The sequence below is a fragment of the Tissierella carlieri genome, from assembly GCF_018917285.1.
Taxonomy (GTDB): Bacteria; Bacillota; Clostridia; order Tissierellales; family Tissierellaceae; genus Tissierella; species Tissierella carlieri.
Genome location: NZ_JAHLOH010000042.1, coordinates 218109 through 240621 on the forward strand (window position 1 = coordinate 218109; position 22513 = coordinate 240621).

Annotated in this window: 22 protein-coding genes and 1 pseudogene; 4 read left to right on the top strand and 19 right to left on the bottom strand. The window is 32.9% G+C overall.

Features of this window, described 5'->3' with window-relative positions; all coding sequences use genetic code 11:
• Nucleotides 1-65: 65 nt before the first annotated feature.
• The 15 genes from amrS to KQI38_RS14345 all read right to left on the bottom strand — a co-directional run bounded on the left by amrS (nt 66) and on the right by KQI38_RS14345 (nt 17353).
• Nucleotides 66-1043, bottom strand: coding sequence for an AmmeMemoRadiSam system radical SAM enzyme (gene amrS / locus KQI38_RS14275; RefSeq protein ID WP_216560609.1), 978 nt, complete (start codon nt 1041-1043; stop codon nt 66-68).
• 132 nt (nt 1044-1175) lie between these two features.
• A complete protein-coding gene (amrA, locus tag KQI38_RS14280; protein WP_246565853.1) occupies nt 1176-2621 on the bottom strand; it encodes an AmmeMemoRadiSam system protein A in 1446 nt (481 codons plus the stop codon).
• A 310-nt stretch (nt 2622-2931) separates the two neighbouring features.
• On the bottom strand, nt 2932-4899 hold the full coding sequence (locus tag KQI38_RS14285) for a sodium:solute symporter family transporter (protein WP_216560611.1): 1968 nt from the start codon (nt 4897-4899) through the stop codon (nt 2932-2934).
• A 61-nt stretch (nt 4900-4960) separates the two neighbouring features.
• Nucleotides 4961-5734 (bottom strand): cyclase family protein, encoded by a 774-nt coding sequence (locus KQI38_RS14290; protein WP_216560726.1) that lies wholly within the window; start codon nt 5732-5734, stop codon nt 4961-4963.
• A gap of 22 nt (nt 5735-5756) precedes the next feature.
• A complete protein-coding gene (locus KQI38_RS14295) occupies nt 5757-6578 on the bottom strand; it encodes a beta-keto acid cleavage family enzyme (protein WP_216560613.1) in 822 nt (273 codons plus the stop codon).
• 21 nt (nt 6579-6599) lie between these two features.
• Nucleotides 6600-7772 carry a thiolase family protein gene (locus KQI38_RS14300; protein WP_216560615.1) on the bottom strand — a complete coding sequence of 391 codons (1173 nt, stop codon included), beginning with the start codon at nt 7770-7772 and terminating at the stop codon, nt 6600-6602.
• 226 nt (nt 7773-7998) lie between these two features.
• Complete coding sequence (locus tag KQI38_RS14305; RefSeq protein ID WP_216560617.1) at nt 7999-9420, bottom strand: sigma-54 interaction domain-containing protein; 1422 nt, start codon at nt 9418-9420, stop codon at nt 7999-8001.
• Between the two features lie 161 nt (nt 9421-9581).
• Entirely contained in the window at nt 9582-10544 is a 963-nt protein-coding gene (locus KQI38_RS14310) for an L-threonine 3-dehydrogenase (protein WP_216560619.1), read from the bottom strand.
• A 21-nt stretch (nt 10545-10565) separates the two neighbouring features.
• The gene (locus KQI38_RS14315) at nt 10566-11333 is read right to left on the bottom strand and encodes a creatininase family protein (RefSeq protein WP_216560621.1); all 768 of its coding nucleotides are present in this window, start codon (nt 11331-11333) and stop codon (nt 10566-10568) included.
• A gap of 171 nt (nt 11334-11504) precedes the next feature.
• Nucleotides 11505-12695 (bottom strand): glycine C-acetyltransferase, encoded by a 1191-nt coding sequence (locus KQI38_RS14320; protein ID WP_216560623.1) that lies wholly within the window; start codon nt 12693-12695, stop codon nt 11505-11507.
• A gap of 101 nt (nt 12696-12796) precedes the next feature.
• Nucleotides 12797-13504 (bottom strand): ABC transporter ATP-binding protein, encoded by a 708-nt coding sequence (locus KQI38_RS14325; RefSeq protein ID WP_216560625.1) that lies wholly within the window; start codon nt 13502-13504, stop codon nt 12797-12799.
• Nucleotides 13482-14282 carry an ABC transporter ATP-binding protein gene (locus KQI38_RS14330; protein WP_216560627.1) on the bottom strand — a complete coding sequence of 267 codons (801 nt, stop codon included), beginning with the start codon at nt 14280-14282 and terminating at the stop codon, nt 13482-13484. The genes KQI38_RS14325 and KQI38_RS14330 overlap by 23 nt, the downstream gene beginning before the upstream one ends.
• A gap of 20 nt (nt 14283-14302) precedes the next feature.
• Complete coding sequence (locus tag KQI38_RS14335; RefSeq protein WP_216560629.1) at nt 14303-15253, bottom strand: branched-chain amino acid ABC transporter permease; 951 nt, start codon at nt 15251-15253, stop codon at nt 14303-14305.
• A 16-nt stretch (nt 15254-15269) separates the two neighbouring features.
• Nucleotides 15270-16142: a branched-chain amino acid ABC transporter permease gene (locus tag KQI38_RS14340; RefSeq protein ID WP_216560631.1), complete on the bottom strand. Its 873-nt coding sequence runs from the start codon at nt 16140-16142 to the stop codon at nt 15270-15272.
• Nucleotides 16143-16192: 50 nt separating this feature from the next.
• Nucleotides 16193-17353, bottom strand: a complete 1161-nt coding sequence (locus KQI38_RS14345) for an ABC transporter substrate-binding protein (protein WP_216560633.1) — start codon at nt 17351-17353, stop codon at nt 16193-16195.
• Nucleotides 17354-17807: 454 nt separating this feature from the next.
• Between KQI38_RS14345 and KQI38_RS14350 the strand changes: the two genes are divergently transcribed.
• Nucleotides 17808-18455, top strand: coding sequence for a Crp/Fnr family transcriptional regulator (locus KQI38_RS14350; RefSeq protein WP_216560635.1), 648 nt, complete (start codon nt 17808-17810; stop codon nt 18453-18455).
• Between the two features lie 62 nt (nt 18456-18517).
• On the opposite strand, the gene KQI38_RS14355 is transcribed toward KQI38_RS14350, so the two are convergent.
• The 4 genes from KQI38_RS14355 to saoL all read right to left on the bottom strand — a co-directional run bounded on the left by KQI38_RS14355 (nt 18518) and on the right by saoL (nt 20573).
• Nucleotides 18518-19156: a 50S ribosomal protein L25 gene (locus KQI38_RS14355; RefSeq protein ID WP_216560637.1), complete on the bottom strand. Its 639-nt coding sequence runs from the start codon at nt 19154-19156 to the stop codon at nt 18518-18520.
• A gap of 92 nt (nt 19157-19248) precedes the next feature.
• Nucleotides 19249-19509 carry a pro-sigmaK processing inhibitor BofA family protein gene (locus KQI38_RS14360; protein WP_094900361.1) on the bottom strand — a complete coding sequence of 87 codons (261 nt, stop codon included), beginning with the start codon at nt 19507-19509 and terminating at the stop codon, nt 19249-19251.
• 70 nt (nt 19510-19579) lie between these two features.
• Nucleotides 19580-19855, bottom strand: coding sequence for a DUF2508 family protein (locus tag KQI38_RS14365; protein WP_094900360.1), 276 nt, complete (start codon nt 19853-19855; stop codon nt 19580-19582).
• Between the two features lie 49 nt (nt 19856-19904).
• On the bottom strand, nt 19905-20573 hold the full coding sequence (saoL, locus tag KQI38_RS14370; RefSeq protein ID WP_246565854.1) for a MerB-like organometallic lyase SaoL: 669 nt from the start codon (nt 20571-20573) through the stop codon (nt 19905-19907).
• 174 nt (nt 20574-20747) lie between these two features.
• Between saoL and saoD the strand changes: the two genes are divergently transcribed.
• The 3 genes and pseudogenes from saoD (at nt 20748) to saoE (ending at nt 22510) form a co-directional block, all read left to right on the top strand.
• Nucleotides 20748-21080, top strand: coding sequence for a DsrE-related protein SaoD (saoD, locus tag KQI38_RS14375; protein WP_216560641.1), 333 nt, complete (start codon nt 20748-20750; stop codon nt 21078-21080).
• 106 nt (nt 21081-21186) lie between these two features.
• Nucleotides 21187-21405, top strand: a pseudogene (saoT, locus tag KQI38_RS22395) (thioredoxin-like (seleno)protein SaoT); the annotation flags it as partial.
• Nucleotides 21406-21412: 7 nt separating this feature from the next.
• The gene (saoE, locus tag KQI38_RS14385) at nt 21413-22510 is read left to right on the top strand and encodes an efflux transporter SaoE (RefSeq protein WP_216560645.1); all 1098 of its coding nucleotides are present in this window, start codon (nt 21413-21415) and stop codon (nt 22508-22510) included.
• Nucleotides 22511-22513 lie beyond the last annotated feature (3 nt).

Below are 22513 nucleotides of genomic sequence, written 5' to 3' on the forward strand. Positions count from 1 at the left end.
GATTATTGCCCTAATACTATATTTTATTCTTAATAATTTATTTCGTGCTTGGCAAGGGGTAAGTATTAATATTTAAAATTTAATGTGTACTGGCATTTTTTGCATTTTCCATTTTCTACTCCAACTATCTCCCCATTTAAATGTCTATCTACTAGTTTGTTGTAACATTTGGGGCAATAGCTATTATTATCGACACCCCAAACATTACCTATATATACATAATCTAAAAATTTCTTAGCTATATTTTTAGCTTGAATCAAGGTTTCAATATTAGTTGATGGAAGTTTCATTTTATATGCTGGGAAATATCTACTTAGATGGAGAGGTATAGAAGAATCTACCTCTGCAATTCTTTGGGCTAATCTCCTTATTTCATCAAAAGAAGCATTTTCTCCATCAATTAACATGGTAGTCACTTCAACATGAACGTCTTTAGAAGCTATCTCAATTGTCCTTATAACAGGGTCTATACTTCCTTTACATATAGATTTATAAAAAGAATCTTCTATAGACTTTAAGTCTATGTTCATGGCATCCACATAAGGCAGAAGCTCCCTTAAAGGTTCTTCATTTATATATCCATTTGTGACCATTACATTTTTGAAGCTTTCTTCTTTTATTTTCTTAGATATGTCTAAAACGTATTCAAACCAGATACTGGGTTCATTATAAGTATAAGCTATACCAATGGAATCCTTTGCCTTAGACAGTGTAATTATGTCATCCTCAGATATGTCCATCATCAAAGATTCCTCGTACACTATCTCCCAATTTTGACAAAAATCACATCCTAAATTACATCCGAAACTGCCAACTGAAAATATACTAGTTCCAGGGTAAAAATGATATAACGGCTTTTTCTCTATTGGATCATAAGAATAAGAAGTTACCTTTCCATAATTTAAGGTATAGAGGGTTCCATCTATATTCTTTCTTACTTTACATTTACCTGCATTTCCGTCCCTAATCTTACAATAATGAGGACAGAGGACGCAATATACATCTTTGTTATCACCTTTTTTATAATACATAGCTTCTTTCATGATCTTCACCACCTTTTCTTGAATGCACAATTCACAGTTCACAATTGTTGGTGTCTAGCTATGAAGTATTTTTTTCCGACCTACGGTCACTGTTTTTATTGTGCATTGTGCATTGTGAACTGTGAATTTGTTTCAGTTGTATCTCACCACTTCAAACCTCTCCATGGTATAATTCTCATCTGGCATAATATTAGCTTTTCTTAAAGCTATATCTAGCTGTTCGTCTACAGTATCTACACCTTCTAAATTAGGAAGTAAAAGACCTTTTTTATATCCATGAGAAACTATTATTCCATATTTCTTTACATCTAGTTCCTCCTTAGTTTTAATAGGCTCTGGCTCCGACAATACATCTACAGAATATATTATATCTTCTAATTCATATTCTGTTACCCTATCAAACCTCTGATCCTTCATCCCTGCTGATACTGCATTTTTTATTATCTCCAATGATATATTTTGTTCTGTTGGCTCAATAGTACCTATACAGCCTCTTAGCATATCATCTTTTTTTAGAGATACAAACACTGCTTTTTGCATGTTTAAAAACTCTTCAGGCAGTCCATCTGGGACATCTATATATTGCCTATACTTTACATAATGTTCTAAACTTTTTCTAGCTAATTTAACATATAGACTTTCTTTTTCCCTAGCCTCGTTGATTTTAGTCCTTTTCTTTTCTTCTATTATATCTAGGAGATTTTTTCCTTCCAAGGGATTGCCAAAAATCTCTCCTAATATATCAGCTTTTGCTGTGCAATAGCCTACACCAAAAGGACCTTCATAGGACATAATCTCTGACTTTAATTTATATCCATCTACAATTCCTGTGGCTATCATCAATGACCTTAATCCGCATTCTCCTGCTGCTTCAGCTAATTCTAAGTCAAATGTAACAATATCCTCTAATCTGTTTTCTTTTAATATATCTATAATTTTCTCATCAAATATTTTTCCCTTTGGAGAATAAGTATAGGGACCATCATTTGAAAGTCTATGAGATAAATCTCCAGATGCGATTACTACAACTTCTTCATCTGAATCTATTATTGCAGATTGTATTGCCCTTCCAAATTTATATAATTCTTTTGGAGATAAAATTCCGTAGGTAATGTGGATAAGTTTATAATTCTCATATTCTTTATCCACAAAATATAAAGGTACTAAGGCCCCATGATCTAGTTCCCTTTCCACCTTATACCTTTTAGCAAAGCTTTCGTCTACTCCTGCTACCATTATCTCTGCTTCTAAGCTGTTGTTGATTATTTTCTTTACTAATGATAGATTATTTTCAAATTTAAACTTTAATTCACTATGACCAAAATTTCCAAAATTTCCGGATAAATCCTTTTCTATCGATATTGATATTGCATCACTAAATAATGGTCCGTGAGGTGTAATAATTATTATAGTAGATGGAGATTTTTCTTTTATATCTATACTTAAGGCTTTAACACCTTCCATTGTTTTTTGTATCTTCTTCTCTTCTCCCTTTCCTATTTCTGGAATAATAATAGGTGGATGTGGAAATAAATAAGCCCCTAAAATTTTACCCATTAGATCAATCCTTTCATTCAATTCACTTCTCCAATTCACAATTCACAATGCACAATGCACAATTATAAAAGCGACCGCAGGTCGTCAATAAAGACCCAATAGCTAGACCCCAGTAATTGTGAATTGTGAACTGTGAATCGATAATTATATTTATATCTTACCCAAAAAATAGAAAAACCTATATAGAAAACTCTATATAGGTTTCTTTTTTTTCTAATCCCAGAAGAAAGCTCTTTTTTCCTAATTTTATTTAATTGCAACTTAATTTATATAGATTTCAAAAAGGCTTCCCTGATGTGTTAATATCTCAATAGAAACCTTTTTTGTTTTATTAGGAATATTTCTTAACTGCTTCTATACCTTTTTGTGTTACATAAATTTTTCTCTTAAATAAACCTTTTTCTAATATATATCCTTGTCTTGTTAAATGGCTGGTTACGCTTGATACTTTTAATGATTTCCATTGTTGATCTTTCACGTATTTATTTACATTTTGAGGAGCTTCCTTTGCAATTTTTAGCAATCCAACATAAGTCGAATTCAACCCTTCCTGATTCATTTCTGCTTCTTTCCCCACCAAGGTTGATAATACTTGATTTGCTTTTTCCGTTACATAGAACTCATAAAACTTACTACCTATTAAACCAGCTCTCTCAATATAACCTCCACGGTCCAGTTTTTCAATTGAGATATTTGATGTCTTAGAATCTACACCTAATGCATCTGTTATATCTGCCATATATATATGTCCGTTTTTTATTAGTTCTAATACTTGTATATCAATTTTATCTAATGTAACTTTTTCTCTTTTACCTTCTTTTACTTTAACTTTCCAATCTGGTTGAGCATAGTATTTAGAAGATTTAGATCCATTAGCTAAAAGACCTACTATAACTGTTACTGCAAATCCAACAATTGCCAAATGAGTCCATTTTCCAACGGTAAATATTCCTAGTAATTCAGTCAATGTTAAAACTGCCATTGATATCATTCCTGCTAAAACCCCCCATAATGCTCCATCTGAGTTAAATTTAGGCCAAATAGCTCCAAAACAAAGCAATACTGCAGGTGGTACTAGCCAAGCATTGGCAAAGGCGAATAAATAAGTTGGGCCTCCTGGGAAGTAACATAATGCCCATGTTAATATTCCTACCAATAACATTATTATCTTACTTGCTTTTAATGTTGTTTTAGCATCTGCTTTAGGATTAATCATTCTTTGATAAATATCTCTAGTAGCTGTTGATGATGCTCCTATTGCAGCTGTAGATGCTGTAGAGATAGATGCAGCTACAGAACCTATGATAAAGAAAGATGATACAATTGGTGGGAATAAGCTAGCAAATACTCCATATGCTGCGGTAGGCAGATTTGTTCCACCACCAAGTGTAAATGATTCTGGAGTTACCGCTCCAGCATATGCACCTATGAATGCAAGAGGAATCATAAATACTACTATTAATAATACTCCAGCTATGGCAAATGATTTCTTTGCTACCTTTTCACTTCTACAGGAAGCAATTTTCATCCAATAATAGTTGTTTCCCCAAACTAAGGCAGCTCCGAAAAGTAAAACAAAGGTTAGTGCACTTGGATATTTAAATGAAGTAATTCCCATACTTCCACCTGTAATTCCTTCTGTGAATACACTTGCTCCTCCCCAGTTTGATTGTAGAAAATCAATTCCTCCATATTTTTGAATAGTCATTGTTAAAAATAAAGGAATTGCTATAATACCAACAGATACTTGGAAAAAGTCTGTTATTGTAGCCGCCCACAATCCACTAATATAGGTAAATATTAAAATTATAGCAAAAACTATTGCAAGGACAACTCCTTGTGGCCAACCTACGAATCCAGAAACTATTCCAACTACAGACATTATATTATTAGCTAATATACCGCATAACCCTATAATAGTACCTGCAGCAACTACATTTCTTACTTTGCCGCTATATCTCATTTCTAGGTATTCTGGAAGTGTTTGAGCTCCATTTATTCTAATAAATTTTGAGAATACTAGTCCATAAAATATAAGACCTAATGCAGAATATATAATTCCCCATATAAGTGATCCTTTGATTCCATATAGAATAGAATATCCTGGAGCTAAGGATACTGTTGTACCAGCAAAGCCTATAGCTGCTACCCCCATAATATTTATTAATAAACTTACTTCTCTTCCTGCTAGTATATAGTCAGAAGTGTCAGATACCCACTTCTTGCTATATACTCCAGCTCCAACCATTATTGCTGCAAATACAATAAGGAAAATACTGAAGATAATTTGCACATTCATTTTTTCTACCACCTTTATGTTTTATTTGTAGTTCATATCATTAATGTTTAATTATCAGTTTTTATTCTTCTATTATTCCAACAGCTCTAATCCATCCTGCACTTGCATCCTTGATTTTAATTGGAAGACAAATTATTTCAGAGCCAGTTATTGGAAGTTGATCAAGGTTAGTAAGTTTCTCTATATGAAGATAAGCTTCTTCCATGCCAGCTCTATGTCCTTCCCAGATAATAGAACTATCTCCTGTACGGTTAAACTCTTCTCCAGTTAATGGCAGTGGTATATCCCAGCTCCATCCGTCAGTTCCCATAACTCTTACTCCCTGCTCTATTAACCACAAAGTCGCTTCTTTTCCCATTCCACATCCAGCAGTTAAAAATCTTTCTGTTCCCCAGTATTTAGGTGCACCAGTCATTATTAAGACAATATCACCTTTTTTTAATTTATAATCAATCTTCTCAAAATACTCAATAAAATCTTTACTTGTAACTTTATATCCATCTGCCTTATCTCTAAAATCTACTATTACTCCATGACCGAAAAACCAATCTAAAGGCACTTCATCAATAGTCCATGCTCTTTCTCCTCTATTCATAGTTGGATAAAAATGATATGGAGCATCAATATGAGTTCCTGTATGAGTTGATAATGTTACATACTCTATCGCCCATCCATTCCCTCCTGGTAAATCATCTACAGTTGCATTCCCGAAGAATCTTGCCATTTCTTCTGCTGTGTCTTTATGGTTATTATATACTATCTGTGGAATCTGTTTTGGTGGGTCACTAGGTAAATTATTTTCAACTGAAATACTTAAATCAATAATCTTTCTCATCTTTTATTCTCCTTTTGCAGTTTTACTTTTTTAGTCCTAAAATTTCTCTAGCTTCATCTGGTGTAGCTACTTCATTACCACTTTGTATTATTATGTTAGCTGCTCTTTCAACAAATTGTTTATTTGATTCTGCTAGTTGTCCCTTAGCAAACATTACATTATCCTCCATGCCTACCCTTATATGACCACCCATGGCTATGGTAGCTAACATAATTGGTATATGCCCTCTACCAATGCCCAAAGCAGACCAAGTAGAGCCTTGAGGTATCAAGTTTTTCAAATAAACTAAATTTTCTACAGTTGCAGTTGTTCCTCCCGCTGCTCCTAAAACAAACTGATAATGTAAAGGTGCCTTTAATATACCTTTTTTCACGTAATATTCTGCATTGTAAATCATACCTGCATCGAAAATTTCAATTTCTGGCTTAACTCCATATTCTTGCATTGTTTTGCCTAGTTCCTCCAAGAAGGAAGGTGTATTTAGAAACACAGTACTATGTTGCCAGTTCATAGAACCACAATCGTATGATGCCATTTCAGGTCTAATGGTTTTTAGATGAGCTTGTCTTGTCTCATCTGTAGCATTTAAATCTCCGGAAGTTGTGCAGTTAATTACAATATCACATTTTTCTTTAATAAGTCTTACTGTTTCTTCAAATTTTAATTTATCCATAGTTCCTAAACCTTCATCATCTCTCATATGAAGATGAGCAATTGCAGCTCCTGCTTTATAACATTCAAAAACATCTTCTGCAATCTCTTTAGGTGTCAAAGGTACATTTGGATTATCCTTCTTTGTTGGCCACGCACCTGTTGGTGCTACTGTAATAATTGTTTTTCCCATTTTTATCCTCCTCTTTATTATTTAATCTCTTTCAAGCAGCATAGCTACTCCTTGTCCACCACCACAGCAAAATGTTACTAGCCCTAATTTTGCATCTCTATCTTTCATCTCATAAACCATTTTAGTTACTAATATAGCTCCCGTTCCTGCTAGAGGATGACCTAGAGCAATAGCTCCTCCATTAACATTCAGCTTTTCTTCATCAATGCCTAGTTCCTTTACACAAGCCAAAGTCTGTGCGGCAAAAGCTTCATTTAATTCAATTAAATCAATATCCTCTAACTTAAGATTGGTTTTCTCAAGAATCTTTTTAGTAGCAGGTACTGGTCCAATCCCCATAATATTTGGATCACAACCTACAGATGTAAAGGTCTTGTATCTTGCCAAAATCTCTAAACCAAGTGATTTTGCTAATTCTTCCTCCATAATAACTACAGCTCCTGCTCCATCACTCATAGGGGAACTATTCCCTGCAGTAACTACTCCATCTTTTTTAAAGACCGGCTTTAATTTGGACATAGATTCTACATTAGCATCTTTTCTAATAGGTTCATCCTCAGAAACTGTAATAGTTTTTCCTTTACCTAAATCAACTTGAATAGGTAATATCTGTTCCTTAAATTTCCCTACTTTTAATGCTTCTGTGGCTTTTCTATGACTATTTACTGAATATAAGTCTAGCTCTTCCCTTTTCAAATTATATTTTTCCGCAAGATTTTCTGCTGTAATACCCATATTTGGATTTCCAATATGGTCTGGAGCAAGTCTCAATCCTTCAGAAAACCTTGGTGGAGTTACGGAATATGCCGCTTCAGGTTTTAACATCACATAGGGCCTACGAGAATCGCTTTCAACTCCGCCTGCTACAATCACCTTAGCTTCTCCTAGTTGAATCATCATTGCACCTAGTGCAATTGCATTGAGGGAAGTTCCACATTGTCTATCAACTGTAAGTGCAGGTTTTTCCATTGGTATGCCAGCTTCAAGTGCTACCATTCTTGCAATATTGTTTACATCGTGTCCCATTAGATTTCCAAAAATTACTTCATCTATTAAATCCATATTTATGCCTGCTCTATTTACTGATTCTTTGACAACTGCTGCACCCATTTTATATGGCTCTACTGACGATAGTATTCCTCTGCATTTACCTACAGGAGTTCGTACGGCAGAAACTATAACTGCATTTTTCATATTTTCCTCCTTTATATAATTATTTTTCAAATATAAATAGTGCAAATACCATGCCAAATTTAAAATAAAAAAGAAGCTTGAAATTACAGGCTTTCACCCATATAATTTCAAACTTCTTTTCGTTCACATGTAAACAATTGTTTACATATATTAGATTTAATCTTGTAATTTATTATGGTACAACAGTATCTGTAAACATAAGTTTACGTAAACCATAGTTTACACTTCAATTCTTATCTATGGAGTATTTTTCCATCTTTTTATATAATAATGTTCTAGATATTCCAAGCATATTTGCTGTCTGAGTCTTATTATTATTACATTTAGAAAGAGCTTGTATTATGGTTTCTTTTTCTAGTCTATCCTTCATATCTTTAATTAAAAATTCATTATCATTAGTTGATAATTCATTATTTATATTTATTTTATGATTCTTTCGAAGTTTCTTATTCTCAAAGTAAGGACTAAAATGTTTCCATTCTAAAACCTCTCCCCAAGACATATTCATGGCTCTTTCCACTACATTTTGTAGTTCTCTTATATTTCCCGGCCACTCATATTCCTTGAGTTTCATCTTAGCCTCATCAGATATACTAGGTACACTCATTCCTAGTTGAAAGTTTAATTTATCTAACAAATTGTCAACTATAAGCGGAATATCTTCTTTTCGTTTTCTTAATGGTGGAATAACTAGCTTTATTACATTGAGTCTATAGAATAAATCACTTCTAAATTTATTCTCTTTTACCATTTTTTCTAGTGAAACATTAGAAGCTACAATAATTCTAACATCAATAGGAATACTCTCTTTTCCACCTACTCTTTCAATTTCTTTTTCTTGTAGAGCTCTCAAAAGTTTTGGCTGTAATACCAATGGCATTTGATTTATTTCATCAAAAAATAGACTTCCTCCTTTGGCCATTTCGAATCTGCCCTCTTTACCACCTTTTTTAGCTCCAGTAAAAGCTCCTTCTTCATATCCAAAGAATTCAGATTCTAGCAGGTTACTTGGTATTGCAGCACAATTTACCTTTATAAAAGGAGCTGAGGATCTCATACTCAGATCATGTATGGAATGAGCTACTAACTCTTTTCCAGTTCCTGTCTCTCCTTCAATCAGTACAGTAGAGCTTGATCTTGCAGCATTAATTATGATATCTTTCATTTTTCTAATCTCTAGACTATTTCCAACAATATTATCTATAGAGTATTTTGCTCCTCTAATCTTCCTTAATTCCTCTTGATAGTACTCGATTTGATTTAGCATACTATTTACTTTCGATGAAAAATCTACTGCACTTTTCATTCCCCTAATAAATACATGTATAAATCCTGCTACCAATTCACCATCCTTGAGAATAGGAATATAAGTTGAAAATGCCTCTGTCTTAGAAGGGCCTTTTGAGATAATAACATGGCCTGTAACTGCCTCTTTAGATTTAAGAACAAAGTCAATCTTTGTATCTGGTATAATATCATGAACAAATTTTCCTTTTATATCTTCAAGCTTAATTCCACCCATCATTTCAGACCAAGCTTCATTTACATATACATATCGACCCTGTGGATCAGTTATAACAACACCATCTAAATGATCTATAATAAGTTTTGTAATCTCTGGACTTAAATCCATAATATTATCTATCACCTTAGCTACACCTCCAATATATTTGTTGTTAGGTGCATTTCAATAACTATAAATTCATAAGTATTATATAATATTTAACAAAATAAAACAAAATAATCCTTTACTTAAAAAATAAAAAACCCATAAAGAATTTTCTTTATGGGTCATAAAACAATAAAAACCTAATCCTCTATATTTAATTTTACTTTCAATTTCTCAAGCATATTCTCTGTCATCATTTCTAAATTATATTTTGGATTCCATCCCCATTCTTCTCTTGCAGCTGTATCATCTAAGGAGTTTGGCCAAGAATCTGCAATTCCTTGCCTAATGGGGTCAACATCATATTCTAATTCAAATTCAGGTATGAATTTTCTAATAGAAGTCGCTAACTCCTCTGGATCAAAACTCATAGCTGTTACATTAAAGGCATTTCTATGTTTCAATTTAGACGGGTCAGCTTCCATCAGATTTACTATTGAATCCAATGCATCGGGCATATACATCATATCCATCTTTGTTCCTTTGTCAATAAAGCTAGTATACTTCTTATACTTTAATGCTTCATAATAAATATGAACTGCATAGTCCGTTGTACCTCCTCCGGGAAGTGTTTCATATGATATTAATCCGGGGAATCTAACCCCTCTGGTATCAACCCCAAATTTGTTGAAATAATAATCACACAATAGCTCTCCTGCAACTTTTGTTACTCCATACATAGTAGTTGGTCTTTGAATTGTATCCTGTGGCGTGTTATCTGGTGGAGTAGATGGACCAAATGCTGCTATCGAACTTGGAGTAAATACTTGTAGGTTTTTCTCCCTGCCTAATTCAAGAATATTGTATAATCCATTCATATTTATATCCCAGCAGGATAATGGATCTTTTTCTCCAACAGCCGATAAAATAGCAGCTAAATTGATTATGGTATTCACCTTATATTTATCTACGATTTCACCCATTTGTTTAGAATCATTAATATTAACGATTTCAAAGATTCCTGATTCAATTAATTCCTCATGTCCTTCTTTAATCCTTCTTCCACTAGCTATAACATTGTCTACTCCATAGATCTTTCTAAGCTCTGTTGTTAATTCTGAGCCAATTTGACCTAATGCTCCAGTGATTAATATACTTCTCATAAGATTCCCCCCTATTTTTTATTAAATTTGCAATTGATTAATAACCTTGACTAAATTTTTCACGAGATGATCGTGATATATCTTTCCTTTTTCTTTAGAAGATTTTGATGGCTGTCCTGTAGTTCCTCCTGATTTTTCAGCATGAGCTTTTGCTACTTTTATGGAGCTTGGAACATAACATAGAGTATCATGTTCATATGCAGGGTCAACAGAATATAAATCTTTCTTGCTTATTGGATTATCTACGGCTTTATCAATCTGTACAAGCTCTTCATATCTATAAAGCATATGAGAGCTTTCTATTTCATCAGCATGTCCTACTGGTCCATAACCAAGTTCTTTCACTATATCCTTTGACATATATGCAGGGTCAAAAATCTTAATTTCAACATCTAATTCTCTCTGTGCCTTTTCAGCTGCTAATTGCATCCAAATTATATTTACTATTCTATGGCCGTTTAAAAGTACAATTTTTTTAACTCCGTGCTCAGACATCGACTTTATAACATCAAATAGATATTCCACTAATACCTCTGCTCTGATGGTAATTGTACCCGGAAGTACCATATGATGTGGACTCCATCCAAACCATAGCGGGGGAATGATTAATGCGTCAGTTTCTAAAGCAGCTGCTTCTGCTAAAGTCATGGCTACATAAGTATCTGTACCAACTGGTAAATGCAAGCCGTGTTGTTCTGTGCTTCCTATAGGTATTATAGCTACACCCTTACCCCTTTTTATTTGCTCTTCTGTTTCCTTCCAATTATTTTCTTGTAACCAATTTTTCATAAAATCCTCCTCGATATTAATTCTTTTTTATTTATAAAATTAATATTTAAATATTATATCTTTATTTTATAATGTTCCCTATTCAATTAATGTGTTTAGGAATACATTTCACAATATTTCTTATAACTAAAATAAAAATAATCCATTGGCTGTTTGGCCAATGGATTATTTTTATTTTAGTATATTCATTTCTTTTCCTACTTTTTCAAATACAGCCGCTGCTCTATCTAACTGATCCTTTGTATGAGCTGCAGTTACCATGCATCTAACCCTTCCTGTTCCCCTTGGAACTGTTGGGAATACAATACCTGATACGAATACTCCATTTTCAAATAATTTTCTGCTGAATTCCATTGTCTTAGCTTCGTCTCCGATAATTACTGGAGTTATTGGAGTTTCACTATGACCTGTATTATAGCCTAGGCTACCAATTTTTGATTTCCAGTATCTTGCGTTATCCCATAGTCTATCAGTGTATTCTGTTGATTCCATCAGAATGGTGATTGCTTCTGTAACTGCTCCTACAGCTGCTGGTGGTAAGGATGTACTGAATAGTACTGGTCTTGCTCTATGGCTTAACCAATCACACATTGTTTGTGAACCAGATACATAGCCTCCCATTACTCCTATACCCTTAGATAGACAGCCCATTGAGAAATCTACTCTACCATGTAATCCAAAATGGTCTATGGTTCCTCTTCCGCTTTCTCCTAATACTCCTGAGCCATGAGAATCATCTACATAGGTCATTGCTCCATATTTTTCTGCTAACTCTACTATTTCAGGAAGCTTTGCTATATCTCCATCCATACTGAAAACTCCGTCAGTGATGATTAGCATGTTTTTATATTTGTCTCTAGATTCCTTTAGTACTGCTTCTAAGCTGTCCATATCAGAATGCTTATAAATTCCTCTTGCAGCCTTTGATAATCTAGTACCATCTATGATTGAAGCATGGTTTAATTCATCAGATATTATTATATCTCCTGCCTCTGTAACTGCTTGAATAGTTCCAGCATTACAATTGAAAGCTGATTGATATAAAAATGCTGCTTCATCTTTTTTGAATTTAGCTAAAAGGGCTTCTAGATTTTCATGGATGTCCATATTTCCTATAATGGTTCTTACAGCACCTGTACCTGCACCATATTTTTCAACTGCTTCAATAGCAGCTTTTTTTAATCTAGGATGATTAGCGAATCCAAGATAATTATTTGAAGATAAATTTATAACCTTTTTACCATTCAATATTACTTCAGCCTCACATGGAGTTTCTAATACTGGCAGCTTCCTATAAACACCATCCTTCTTTAATTCCTCAATTTTTTCCTTTAAGAATTTTAACTCATGTACATTGGACATAGTAAGACCTCCTAAAATTTAATTATGAAGATTAAATATAACTACCCTACATTTTTTAAAACTGTAGGGCATTTATAGTCTTGCAGTTACATATTTCTTTATTATAAACCTAAATAAGCTTTTTCCACTTCAGAGTTATTTAATAACTCTTGTCCAGTTCCTTCTAAAGCTATATGTCCTAATTCAATAACGTAACCATAATGGGCAATACTTAAAGCCAATGACGCATTCTGTTCTACGAGTAAAATAGTTTTACCCATATTTTTTATTTTTTCAATTACCCTGAAAACCTCTTCTACTATTATTGGAGCTAAACCCATTGACGGTTCATCCATCAAAATCAATTCTGGACTACCCATAAGAGAACGTCCAATTGCCAGCATCTGTTGTTCTCCTCCTGACATAGTGCCAGCAAGCTGCTTATATCTAGTTTTCAATACAGGAAAAGTATCAAAAATCCAATCTAAATCATCTTTAATTACATTTTTCTTATCCTTACGTTTATAGGCTCCTAACTCCAGGTTTTCCATAACAGTCATATCAGGAAAAATATGCCTTCCTTCTGGTATTAAAGATATTCCCATACTAACGATATCCGGTGTTTTTAAATTGGTGATATCCTTGTTTTTCCAAGAAATACTACCACCTTGCCCTTTAACAACTCCCATAATGCAATTTAATGTAGTTGTTTTTCCTGCTCCATTGCCGCCAATAAGGGTTGTTATTTTTCCTTCTTCCACCTTTAAAGAAATATCATGAAGTACTTTAGTTGGTCCGTAACTTGCACTAATTCCCTTTATCTCGAGCATTTACATCTCCACCCTTCCCTAAATATGCACTTATTACATCTGGATTATTACGGACTTCCTCCGGTATTCCTTGAGTAATTATTTTGCCATGATTGAGTACAGAAATCCTATCACATATATTCATAACTAATTTCATATCATGTTCAATTAAAATAAGTGTATATCCTTTTTTTCTTAATCTATCTATAATATTCAATAGATTTATTTTCTCTGTAGGATTCATGCCAGCAGCTGGTTCATCTAGAAGTATTATTTTAGGCTGAGCGGCTAAGGCACGAGCAAATTCAACCAATCTTTGTTGTCCATATGATAAATTCTTTACAATTTCATCCTTCTTGTCTTCCAGACCCATAAATTCAAGGGCCTCTAATGCTTTTTCTCTAGTAATTTCCTCATATTTGCGAGATTTTTTTCCATTAAGTAAAATGGATAAAATCGGCATGGGAGTATGAACATGGTGACCTATCATAACATTATCTAAAACAGACATTTCTTTAAAAAGTCGTATGTTTTGAAAGGTACGAGATATTCCTGCTGGTACAAGCTGATATGACTTAGAAATTGAAAGTTTCTTTTCTTCTAATGAAATATCACCTGAGTCAGGCTTGATTATTCCAGTAATAACATTGAAGAGAGTTGATTTACCTGCTCCATTAGGACCTATTATCCCATGTACGGAGTTTTTTATTACTTCTATGTCAACACCACTTAATGCTTTCAGTCCACCAAAACTTATAGATACTCCTTTTATAGTCAAAATATTTAATCCTTCAGGCATTATACATCACTCCATATTTTTCATTGAGCTTTTACTTTTTTACGTTTATTTCTTATATCATTTATTATACCTACTAAGCCATTGGGCATATAGATTACTGTAAGTACTAGGATAAGACCATATATTATCAATCTTGCTCCTTGAAAAACTCTTAGACCTTCAGAAATAATAGTCAATACAAAGGCTCCAAAGATTCCCCCTATAATTGTCTTGTTTCCACCGATAACTGACATACATAGAAATGCTACAGATTCATCAAATGTAAAGTTATCAGGACTGGTTACACCAGAAAAAGAACCAAATAAAGCTCCAGCTATACCAGCAAACATAGCACTAATTGCAAAGGCTGCAATCTTATATTTATTAACAGGTACTCCCATGGCTTCTGCAGCAATCTCGTCTTCTCTAATGGCTGTAAGTGTTCTACCGATTTTAGACTTAGTTATACGAGTTGCTATATAGGTACCTAAAATTACAAATACTAATATTAGATAAAAGAATTGCATTTCAGATTTTATCTGTAGTCCAAAAATTTCTGGATAAGGTATACCCGTAAGACCAGCTGCCCCTTTGGTAACTGGAGTCCAATTCAATAAAATCAGTCTAATAATCTCTCCAAAGCCAACTGTAGCCAAAACTAAATATGGACCAGATAACTTCATCGAAGGTACGCTAATGATCAAACCGAAAATAAGCGATACGATTACGCTAAGAATAGCTGCTAAAAAGAATGGAACTCCAAAGTTCATCATAGCAAGTGCCGATACATAGGTCCCTACAGCAAAGAATCCCGCTTGTCCCATGGAAGTCTGTCCGGTATATCCGCTTAAAATATTTAAACCTATTGTCACCAATGCATAGATACCAGCTAGGTTGATTACATGAAGATAATAGAGATTCTTAATATAAAGTGGAATAGTTAAAATTAGCACGATTCCTATCAGTAATAAAATCTTCTTGTTTTTTCTCATTTTTACACCACCATAACTATACTTTTTGTTTTCTCTTTCTCAAAAACAATCCCGACGGTCTTAACCATAATACCAAAATCAATATAGTGAAGGTAATAGCATCTCGATAACCGGAGCTTATTTGGCCACCTGCTATTGATTCAACTATTCCTATGAAGAAACCTCCAGCAATGGCACCTGGTACAGAACCTAATCCTCCAACTACTGCAGCAACAAAGCCTTTTAATCCTATTCCTGCACCCATATTAAATGTTACAAAGAATATAGGAGCTATTAGTATACCTGCGGCTGCGCCTAATGCTGCACTGGTAGCAAAGGCTACCCCATCAGAACGCTCTGTATTGATACCCATGAGAACTGCTGCATAGCGGTCTTGAGTAACTGCTCTCGAGGCTTTTCCTTCCTTCGTATACTTTAATAGATATTGAAATATAATCATTATAATTATACTGACTATGACTATTAAAATATCCTGAGGTGTCATGCTCATAACTCCTGCAGCAATAGGTTTTGTACTCACAGGTGACGGAAATAACTGAGCATCAGGTCCCCAAATCATTAAAGCTATATTTCTCAAGATAATAGATGCACCTAATGTACCAATAATAACATTTACTGGTGGTGAATTTCTTTTTCTCAATGGTTTTAGAATCAATTGTTGAACTAGAACCCCTGCTATTGCTACTGCAGCCATTGAAATAAATAGAGCAGGTGTAAATCCTAAGTTCAATACTTGATAAATTGTAAAACCTACATATGCTCCTAGCATTACCATATCACCCTGTGACCAATTCAGAACACCTGAAGCCGCATAAATAAAACTATAACTCAAAGCTACCAGAGCATAAATTGCTCCTATAGGCAATCCATTTAGAATATATTGCAACAAATTTTTCACTTCCTTTAAAATAATCTGAAGTAATATGATTATATTGTTTATTAATTATTTTCTACTGCCTTAATAAGCTTAAATTCATTTCCTCTGATTTCAGTGATTAATAATCTCTTTCCAATATCATCACCTTGCTCATTAAAAGCAGGGTTTCCAGTGACTAATTCTAGACCTTCTGTTTTTCTTAATGCATCTCTTAAATCTTTAGGATTACTACTATTAGCTTTTCGTACAGCATCAGCTATAATATAAACTGTATCATAAGCCTGTGCGCCATGTGGAATCGGAGATTCATTATATTTTTCTTTATATTTCTCAACAAATTCTTTTACCTTTGGAATATCAGCATCTGGTAAGAATGTTTGTGTTAAAATTAACCCTTGAGCAGCATCTCCTCCAAGCTCAATTAACTTTGCACTGGCCATACCGCTTGCTCCAAATAATTGTACATCAATACCTAATTGTTGAACCTGATTACTAATGAGAGCTGCTTCTGTATATAGTCCCCATAGGAAAATTGCTTGTGCTCCTTTTTCTTTTATTGAAATTAACTGAGGTTTAAAATCTTTATCTCCATTATTATAAGTAGGAGCATCTACAAGTTCTAATCCATATTTTTCAATAGCATTTTTTAATAATTTTGCACCACTTTGTCCATAATCATCGGCAGAAGTGAATGTAGCAAGCTTAGTTAATCCTAATTCTTCTTTAGCATACTTAATTAATGCATCTGCTTGAAAAGCATCATTTGCTGCTGTACGGAAAATCCATTCATTTCCTTGTTCAGTAATAGAAGCTCCTGTAGACCCAGGTGTAATTTGGGGAATACCCGCTCTTTCTGTAACAACCATATCAGCTAAGGTTGCAGAACTGTTAATGGCTGCTATAACAACATGAGTCTTAGATTCTTGAATTAATTTATTTGTAGCACTTGATGATTTTGTAGGATTACCTTCATCATCTTCAAAAAAAGCTTCTAATGTCCATTCTCCAGCTAATTTATTTTCATTTATTTCACTTATAGCTAATTCAATTGCCCTACGTTGACCTTGTCCCAACTGAGCTGAACCTCCAGATTCCGGTCCAACTACTCCTATTCTTAAAACATTTTCTGATGAGCTTTGATTATTGCTGCAAGCAGCTAGAGCATTAACTGATAAAATTAAGACGATTAATAAAACTAACTTTCTTTTACTCTTCTTAAGCATGACCAGATCCCTCCTTAATTTTTTAAGACTCTTCTGATTTGTTTTTGCTAAAGTAAGCCTATGTAGCTCTCAAATAGGTTAGTAGATATAATAAATCCCTCCTTTTCTATAAAATAGCTCATAAAACAACAAAATGCAAATATGTAAAAATTGGCACTTTTGTTAAATTATTGGCATTATGTAAAATAATTTCTAAGCTGCTTTTGTTTCAGAATATTATTGCTATTTGATTATTTGTTAATTTTGTGAGAATATCATATGTATATAATATTACATAAATCCTATGCTTAATGTGTTCTAGAATACATTTTCTTAATATTCCTTTTAATATTTATTAAATATCTTAATAGTGCAATAAATAACTTTTTATTATAAAATATCATTAACAGCATGTATTTATAATGCTTATTATATTATTCAATACTTAAAAATTTACTTTAAAGGAGTTGAGCCTTTGAATATATATAACAGCTATTCTATTAATTATGACTATAAAAATATCCTTTTAAAGCATTTTAAAGATATTGGAACTATCATTGACTTTCAGAAAGATACATTAATTGAATTTGAATTTAAAAAGTTGGACTATATTTATTTAATCTTAGACGGTATTGTCAAACAATTTTTTTTAGACCTAGAGGGAGCAGAAAGGATAATATTACTATTATCTACTGGAGATATGTTTGGAGAAATAACTATGTTACAACAGGATTCGGACCGTGTCATTACAAAAACCTATTCCAGAGTTAAGGTATGTAAAATTGAAAAAAGTGTTTTTTATAATTATCTGAAAAAGAATCCTTTTGTATATGATAGTATCTTATTAATGATTACTACAAAATTCAGAATACTCATGACACAAATTTATGATAATACATATTTAAATACAAAGGAAAGACTTTTCTTTCTTTTAAAAAGATTATCTATACAGCAAAACTCATTAGAGGAATTAGGGCATAAACTAAATTTTAATCTCACTCACGAGGAATTAGCCAATATGATTGGTTCTACTAGGAGTACTGTAACAAGGATTATGAAGTTATTAGAATCAGAAGGCAAAATAGCAAGAAATGGCAGAAAGATAAATATCATTGACTTATAAAGGATAGAAAAATAAAAAACCCATAAAGAAAATTCTTTATGGGTCATAGTTTATAAATCATATTATTCTTCTGATTCAATTACATCTGGCGCTGCTTCTGTTGCTTCTGGTATGGATGTTTCCTCATCCTCATCTTCTCTATTTATAGATGGCTGAGTCAATGTACAAACTACATCTTCTAATTCTCTTAATATTGTAATATTCTCATTGTTAGCTATATCTAAATCCTTCACTAACATTGGAGTTGTAAAGTCCATATTTTCCACATCAACTTCTGCACCATTTGGTATATCAGTAGGTAAACATTCAATTTCAATTTGATCCAATAGTTGCATCAATATTGAAGGTTGAAGTTTTATACTATCCCTATTAACTAGTACTATTGGTACAGTCATTCTTACCTTCTCATCCATGTTTAGTTTCTGAAAATCAACATGAAGTATTTGATTTTTCACAGGATGCCTTTGGATTTCCTTTATAATAGCTGGTATAGTCTCTCCTTCTAATTCTAAGCTTAATAAAGAAGAACTTCCTGCTGATTTATATACTCTTAAAAATTCGGCTGAATCTACTGAAACGCTAGCTGTTTCACCACCCCTGCTATATACAACTGCAGGTATAATATTATCTTTTCTAATTTTCTTTACTAAATTTTTTCCAGATTCTGTCCTTTTCTGTATCTGCATTTTTATAGCTGTCATGTAATATACCCCCTATCCTTTTTATAGTATACTCTAATAGAATATCACATTTTGGCTCTTCATGCAAATAACAGATGCTATACCCCTACAAGCTATAAAATCACTTGAAGTATTAACAATAATATTACTCCGGGAACTCCTAAAAAACCAACTATTATAGCATTTAATGGATTGATTGCTATACTTAGTCCAAAGAACTTTCCTATGAAGTTGAAAAGTAACAGTGTTAATCCTCCTAAAATTCCATTACCTATTAATTTAATTATCTTTTTAATTGGCCATACAAGTATAAGACCTATAATATATAGCAAAAAGAGTCCAATAATATAATAAAAAATTGTGCCTAATTCCATTATTCTCCCTCCTAAATCTTATTATACTATAATTATAGGAGGACTTAAGAAAATATTACAATTATTTGTACTAGCCATGAGTAGAAATGTTTTTATTGTTTTCTTCTTCCAGCTCTTGCTGTAAGACAGCTCCTGCTTCCCTATCCCATTCCTTCATTTTCTTCAATAGATATATATATTTTAATTTAGATGCCTCCATATCATATATGGCATAATCAATTAAATCAGGATCTGTAGCTGTTTCAAAAAAACTCTCCTTATCTCTCCACTCCTTATGAGCCAGTCTCAAATTTTCTAACATATCATCCCTTGAGTAGTCTTTTTCCTTTTTCTTAAAACTCATCATAAAAACACCCCCTACTCTTTATCATTGACAAAAACTAAGGGGTATATACTTAGATATCTGTTACACTAAATAACATTTTTGAAACTTTAATAGCTTCATTAGCATTTAGACAAAATATTTCGGACTTATCTAACTCCATTTCTTCGATCCAGACATTATATTCTTTCTCCTTACAGAAGAAATTCATAACATTTCAGCAACTACCTGACCAATTTGAATTTTTATTTAAGTCCACATGAAGTATATGTAAATCACTAGGTTCATAGCTATGTAATCTTCCATCTCTGATACTTACCTTGATATCAAATCCACAATTGCTGCACTTTGATTCTACATCTATATCCTGTTTGAAGGTAAATGCCGCTCCCATGGCATCAATAGCACACATAGCAGTGAATTCTCTTCCATCAGCAAGCCTAATTCTATGATTCGTAGGAATTGCCGATACTGGATATATGAAATTGATATTTCCTTCTTCATCTGCCACTATTCCATTTTTCTGAATCAAACTATTCAATATAATATTTACTTCTTCATCTGTCATTCCTAAATTTTTAGCAACCTGCGATGAATTATTTATATTAAATGCTTGTCCATTATCAATAACATAATTCATCAAATATCTTCTTATTCTTTTCTCTCCTATAGATAATTTACTATCTATACTGGCTATTTTCAGTTGCTCATCAGAATAATACCTATAATCACATTGTTCCATAAAAAAATCAACTCTTTCTAACTAATATCATTTCATAAAGATATCATCTTTTTTAACAATTGTTAAATAGAAAATATTAATAATTATCCCATCTACTATAATATATTTTAATTGTTATTTTTTGCACAATTATGATATTATTTAGAGGATTTCAAGATATAAGGGGGAATTTTAGTGAAAGTTGCATATGTTATCAGTTCTGATAACGCCAGAACTATCTTAAGAGATATGGTAATCCCACAATTAGAGGCAGGAAATCATGGAGCTGAAGTAGTTGGTATGTTTTTCGTATTTGATAATACTTTCTTATTATTAAAAGATACTGATATTGGTGAAAGACTTCAAAAATTACACGAAGAAACCGGCATGATACTTTTAGCCTGTGATCAATGTGCTATTGAAAGACAAATAGAAAACAATCTTGTACAAGGTGCTGCTATTGGTTGCTTCCCTGTATTATATGGAGCCCTTGGTTCAGTAGATCTTGACCAAGTAATTACATTCTAGAGCTACAAGGTCCGTTAATACGGACTTTTTTATTTTTTTATGGAGGGGAAATGATTTGAACAAAGTTTTAGTTGAATTTATCAATACCTGATCTGGCTGCGACGGTTATACCCGTGCTGTAGAGGCTGCTGCAGCTAAATATAAGGACAAGGTAGAGGTGAAAATCTACTACGCTGGCAAAAATATGGATTATGTAAGAAAATATGGAGTTATTTTTAGAGGAACTTTAATTATTAACGAGAAAAAGAAGATTCAGCGAATATCTAAAGATATTATTGAGAAAGAAATAGCTTTGGCTATTCAAGAATTAGAAAATGGACGGTGATTTATAATTGTTATTATTAGATTTTTTAAAGAATATATTATTAACTTCTATTAGTTTACTCAATGGAACCTCTGGTTGGCTTGTTTTCAGTTACATAATAGCTGGACTTCTTCATGATGTTATATCTCCGGTGAGATTCCATAAGCATTTAGGAAATACTAAAATTAGCTCTATTCTAAAAGTAACAATTTCAGGCATGTGTTTACCTATTTGTAGCTGCGGAACAATACCCCTTGGCATTAGTTTATACTACTCTGGGGCTTATGTAGGACCTACATTAGCATTTATGGCATCTACTCCTGCATTAAATCCTATAGCGTTAATACTTAGCTATGGACTCCTAGGAAAAGAACTAACAATAATAAATATAGTTGCAGGATTTTTACTTCCTTTTATTATAGGAATAATTGGTAATAAATTAGGGGGCAATGAAGTATGTAAACCTAACTTAGAAAATGAAATATCTACTATGTCCTTAGATCCAATGGAAGAAACTACTTTACTAGAAAAATTCAAATCAGGTATGCAATGGGTAATGGGAGATTTAGCTGTAGTATTGAGTAAATATGTAGTTCTAGGAATGTTATTTGGAGGGTTTATTCTAACTGCATTTCCAGACTCCTTTATACAAAAATATCTAGGAAACCCTAGTATGTTATCACTTTGGAATGTGGCAGTCCTCAGTGCATTTATGTATGTTTGTGCAGTTGGTCACATACCATTTATAGCTGCTTTAATTGCCAGTGGAGCTTCACCTGGTGCAGCAATTACATTCTTGATGGCAGGAGCAGCTACTAATTTCCCCGAACTATTGAGTATTTATAAGATGATTGGTAAAAAAACTGCTATCATTTATGGAACAGTAATATCTGTCTTTGCACTGACTGTTGGATATTTAACAAATTTATGGCTTATGCCTGGATTTGAACCAGCAATTAACTACAATAGAATCGATAGTACTATTGAAAGTGCCAATAAACTGCTTTTTACAATACCAGAGCCACTTAAATATATATGCTCATTTATTGTTTTTCTATTTTTTTTAAAGTCTATGTATCCTAAGGTAAGAGATTTATTCGGAAAACTTGCAGAACAAGCGAGGTAACTA